The following is a 4394-nucleotide window of genomic DNA, read 5'->3' as shown; positions in this document are numbered from 1 at the left end:
CACCGCGCCGACGCGTCCGGTCATCGCCAGCAGCAGTGCCTCACCGGGCCCGCGCACCTCGGGACCGCGCCCGGCCGACCAGTCCAGATCCGTCGCGACAAGCCGCACGCCGCGGGTGCGGCGCGCCCCACCGATCACCGGGCTGATCCGCGCATAGGTCAACGACACCCGCAGCGCCTCCTCCGGCACATCGGACTCCAGCCCGAGCGGGCGGCGGATGTCCTGCTGGTGGATCACGCACTCGATCAGGGCGACCCGCCCGCCGTACAGTCCCGCCGCACCGGTCGGCACGGTGCCGCGGGCCATCAGCGTCACCAGCTCGGCGGGCGTCCGCGCGGTGAACGCGGGCAGCAGCCGGGCGTTGAGCCGGTCAACGTCGCCGCGGTCCCGGATCATGTTGCGCACCAGCGCCGGCACGCTCTGCCCGAGATAGCCGACGGTATGTGCGGCGACGTCGCGCACCGACCAGCCCGCGCACAGGCTCGGCGCCGTCCACTGTTCGGCGGTCAGCCCGGCCAGCAGCTCGGCGAACCTCTCCCGTTCCCGGTAGGCGAGAGCGCGGACCGCGGCCATGGTCACAGTGTCCGCTACCCGGGGGCGACGAACCCGACCGGGCCGGCGGCCACGCACACCGACAGCGCCGCGGTGTTGGCGCTGACGGTGACCGCGTCGCCGGCACCGGGCACCCGGACGTAGACGCGGTTCAGTCCCGGCCGTACCGGAACCTTGACGTCCTCACCCTCCGACAGCGACACCGTGAGCGAGCCGTCGCTGTTGCCGAGGTAGTTGAGCTCCACGGTCCAGTCCGCCGGCAGCAGCGGGCCGTCCAACGGCATCCGGACCGGGAAGTCGGGCTGGACCAGGTACCCGCACTGCGGATCGGGCCCCGGCCGGATGCTGCGGACCCACGTCACCATCGCGTCGACGAGGTGGCCCTGCGGATCCAGCATGCGCAGATCGGTGGTGGCAGAAGCGAACTCCGGCCGGTCCGGCAGCAGCGCGAACATGTGCGAGGCCAGGTTCTCCGGCCACGCCACCCGCTGCAGCACCAGCGGGTCCACCTCCTGGTCGAGCATCGGGGCATCCGACGCGGCGCGCGCCTGCGCCAGCCCGGCCCGCGCGTTCTGCAGATACGGCTGGGCCGGGTTGTCCCGCCAGCTGGTCAGGAAGGTCGCCGTCGAGTACAGGCTGCTGGCTACGAAAGCCGTTGCCGCACAGACGATCACGACGGTGCGCCGGGGCGCCGCGGCCAGCCACGGCGCACGGTCCCGGTTCGGCGCGCACAGCCCGACGGCGGCCAGCAGCGCCAGCACGACCACCAGATCGGGCAGATAGCGCAACGTCTGGGCCAGTTCCAGCGCGGTGAACCGCGACGAACGCATCAGATAGATCGGCACCTGGCAGGCCACCGCGTACCCCAGCGCGGCCAGCCACACCGGTCCCAGACGCTGTTTGCGAAGCAGTGTCACCACGACGACGGCCGCGAGCGTCAGCCAGCCGAGCGCCATCACCGTGAGTGGCGGCGTCGCCCACGGCGAGGCCGGGGCCCACCGCTGCCAGTCCCACGGCCCGCCCACCAGTCCGGGCACGATGCCGTGGGTGAAGGAGCGGCGCAGCAGATCCCACGTCATCGCAAGGTCGAAACTCCACCGCTGCTGGTCGACCACCAGCAGATAGACCCCCACCCAGGCCGCCGTCAGCGCGGCCGACGCGGTCCACAGGCGGAGCCCACGCCGCCACACCCCGCGGACCGTCACCGTCCCGGTGACATATCCGTACAACGCCGCGACGGCGAACGCGACGAACGGGATGATCGCCGACTTCTCGAAGAACAGCAGCGCACCCAGATACACCACGGCGCCGGACCAGATGTGGCGGCGATTCCCGGTGCGCACCAACAGGATCGCCTCGGCGCACACCCACGCCAGCCCGGCCAGCATCGGCAGCGAGTTCAGACCCGCGGCCCACCACGCGAATCCCGGAACCGCCAGCGGGGTGAACAATGCGAACGTCAACGGCAGCAACAACACCGGACGCCAGCCCAGGATCACATACAGCGCGCGCAGCAGTGCCAGCGACGCCGGCAGCGCGAGCACCACCAGGCTGACCGCGGGCCACACCCAGTCCAGCGGCGCCGCCCGGGTGATGACGCCGGCCACCAGGAACGCCCCCGGCATCACGTGCCCGTCGTGGTCGTCGAACAGATAGCCCGGCGAGAACAGCGGTTGGGTGCCGGCCCGCCCCACCAGGATCAGGTCGTCCCAGTAGAAGTAGCCGCCGAAGGCGAGTACCGCGCGCATCGCCAGATGCAGCGCGATCAGCACCACCGCGGCACGGGCGACCCCGTTTCTGGTGGCTGTCAGGGGACCGCCCCAGCGGTCGGGTACGCCTGCCCGGCGGCCTGACGCGCCGACCACGCCGACGCCACCATGTCGGTCAGCGAGTGCCGCATCCGCCAGTCCAGGTCGCGCGCGGCGAGGTCACCCACGGCGACGATGCGGGCCGGGTCGCCGGGCCGGCGCGGCGCCACCTCCGGCTCGAAGTCCACACCGGTGACCTCACGCATGGTCGTCATGATCTCGCGTACCGAGGTGCCCGCGCCGCTGCCGAGGTTGTACACCGGCTCGATGGGCCGGCCGTCGTCGAGCCGGCGGGCCGCAGCGACGTGGGCGGCGGCGATGTCGGACACGTGCACGTAGTCGCGCACGCAGGTGCCGTCCCGGGTCGGATAGTCGTCGCCGTTGATCCGCGGGGTCTGGCCGCCCAACAGCATGTCGAACACCTTCGGGAACAGGTTGAACGGGCTGACGTCGAACACGTCCTCGGAGCCGGAGCCGACCACGTTGAAGTAGCGCAGGCTGGTGTGGCGGAGCCCGGTGGCGGTGCCGATGTCGCGCAGCAGCCATTCGCCGATCAGCTTGCTCTCGCCGTACGGCGACTCCGGCCGGGTCGCGGTGGCTTCGTCGACGACCTCGGTGTCCGGGGTGCCGTAGGTCGCGGCGCTGGAGGAGAACACGAACTTGTCGACGCCGGCCGCGGTCGCGGCGTCGAGCAGGGTCACCATCGCCGACACGTTCTGCTGATAGGTGTGCAGCGGGCGCTGCACCGACTCGCCGGCGTACTTGTAGCCGGCGATGTGGATGACGCCGGTCACGTCATGGCTGTCCAGCGTCGTGCGCACGGCCTCGCCGTCGAGCAGGTTGGCCCGCACGAACGGAACCCCGTCGGGGACGAACTGCGCCAGGCCGGTGGACAGGTCGTCGATCACCACGACGCCGAGGCCGGCGCCGCGCAGCGCCCGCACCACGTGCGCGCCGATGTAGCCGGCGCCGCCGGTCACCAACCAGGTCACGGTGTCTCCTTCGTCGTCGCTCGCGGCTCGGTGGAACCGAGGTGTCGGTATGCCACCGTAACGAGTGCCCCCAGGTGCACGGCGATCCCGAGCAGCGGACCGCACAGCAGCGCCACGACCGTGCGCACCTGCAGGTCCAGCGGCAGCAGCAGGAGCAGCGTGGACGCCAGCGTCGCGATCACCCAGCCCGCGGCGTAGGCCCGGTGCAGCGCGGCCGCCACGGTCGCGGCGCCGGTCAGCGTCAGCAGTGCGATCGCGACCGCCCCCGCGGTCAGCCACGCCAGCAGCGCGCCGCCGGCCTGGTACTGCGCGCCGAAGCCCGTCCGCAGCAGCCACGGCCCGAACGCGCCGGCCAGCGCGATGCCGGCGGTGCCGACCGCGGTGACGATCGCCGACGGCGCGATGAGCGCCCGGAGTCGGTGCGCGCGCTGGTCGACGAAGTGTGCGATGAGGTTGCCCTGCATGGCGGTCAGCGGGACCAGCAGCGGCGCCCGGGTCAGCGTCACCGCCAGGATCACCACGCCGCCGGCGGCGCCGAGCTCACCGGAAGTCGCCTTGAGCAGCACCGGAAAGCCCATCACCAGCACCGCGCTCGCGCCGGCCGCGGCGATCGAGTGACCGGCGCCGCGCAGAAATGTGACCGTGCCGCCGGGTGTGAGCAGCCGGGCCGCGACCCGGGCGGCCGGTGAGATCAGCAGCATCGCCATCCAGGCGAACGCCCCGGCGACCGTCGCCCACAGGTAGCCGCCCAGACCCCAGCCCAGAGCGAAGGTCGCCGCGGCGACCGCGACCCGCAGCACGGCGTCGGCGACCATCAGCGCGCCGTACTCCGACCAGCGGTTCATCCCGGCCAACGCGCCCAGCAGCGTGGTGTGCAGACAGAAGCCCGCCAGCCCCGCGCTGAGCAGCAGCACGCTGAGCACCCGCGCGTCGACATCCGCGGCGTCACCACGGGGCACCTCGGTGATGGTCCGTCCGGTGCTCGGTTCGATGGTCGGGAACGTGGCGCCGCCACGTGCCGAACACCATTCGCCGTCGATGT

At 72.3% G+C, this 4394-nt stretch carries 4 protein-coding genes; all 4 read right to left on the bottom strand.

The features are described from left to right. Nucleotides 1-573: maleylpyruvate isomerase family mycothiol-dependent enzyme (locus ASJ79_RS19455; protein WP_067958674.1), on the bottom strand; the 573-nt coding region annotated here is incomplete at its 3' end. Nucleotides 574-587: 14 nt separating this feature from the next. Then, nucleotides 588-2300 (bottom strand): hypothetical protein, encoded by a 1713-nt coding sequence (locus tag ASJ79_RS19450; RefSeq protein ID WP_067958683.1) that lies wholly within the window; start codon nt 2298-2300, stop codon nt 588-590. Nucleotides 2301-2359: 59 nt separating this feature from the next. Next, nucleotides 2360-3352, bottom strand: coding sequence for a UDP-glucose 4-epimerase GalE (galE, locus tag ASJ79_RS19445; RefSeq protein ID WP_067958672.1), 993 nt, complete (start codon nt 3350-3352; stop codon nt 2360-2362). Continuing rightward, nucleotides 3349-4394 (bottom strand): hypothetical protein (locus ASJ79_RS19440; protein WP_231750937.1); only part of this gene is annotated, 1046 nt, incomplete at its 5' end. The genes galE and ASJ79_RS19440, both read right to left, overlap by 4 nt.

Origin of the sequence: Mycobacterium sp. NAZ190054, assembly GCF_001545925.1 — a bacterium.
Classification (GTDB): domain Bacteria; phylum Actinomycetota; class Actinomycetes; order Mycobacteriales; family Mycobacteriaceae; genus Mycobacterium.
The sequence above is the reverse complement of the archived record's forward strand: the minus strand, read 5'-3'. Positions and strand labels throughout refer to the sequence as shown.

Bases quoted from the DNA above. Each gene is read 5' to 3' on its own strand.
- ASJ79_RS19450 (WP_067958683.1), bottom strand. From the start codon at position 2,300: ATGCGCGCGGTACTCGCCTTCGGCGGCTACTTCTACTGGGACGACCTG.